Origin of the sequence: Chryseobacterium mucoviscidosis, assembly GCF_002177115.1 — a bacterium.
GTDB lineage: Bacteria > Bacteroidota > Bacteroidia > Flavobacteriales > Weeksellaceae > Chryseobacterium > Chryseobacterium mucoviscidosis.
In genome coordinates this window covers 1-276 of sequence record NZ_MVAG01000027.1, presented here as the reverse complement: position 1 = coordinate 276, position 276 = coordinate 1, and the positions used below count along the sequence as shown (strand labels likewise).

Here is a 276-nt window from a genome sequence, read left to right as displayed (position 1 = left end):
CGATGAACGCCGCTTGTCCGCCCTGCTGCTGAACTTCGGCAATCGCATGAAGCGCCACCGTCGTTTTACCGGAGCTTTCAGGCCCGTATACTTCAATAATCCGGCCGCGCGGGTATCCGCCCACTCCAAGAGCCGCATCGAGCGCTAAAGAACCGCTCGAAACTGTTGAAATTCTCGTTTCAGTTTGTTCGCCGAGTTTCATAATCGAACCTTTACCAAACTGCTTTTCTATTTGTTTAAGCGCCATATCTAAGGCTGCCTGACGATCACTCATTC

1 pseudogene is annotated in these 276 nt (G+C 51.4%); it reads right to left on the bottom strand.

The features are described from left to right. A pseudogene (locus B0E34_RS22580) lies at positions 1 to 274 on the bottom strand (intein-containing recombinase RecA); the annotation flags it as partial. Positions 275 to 276 lie beyond the last annotated feature (2 nt).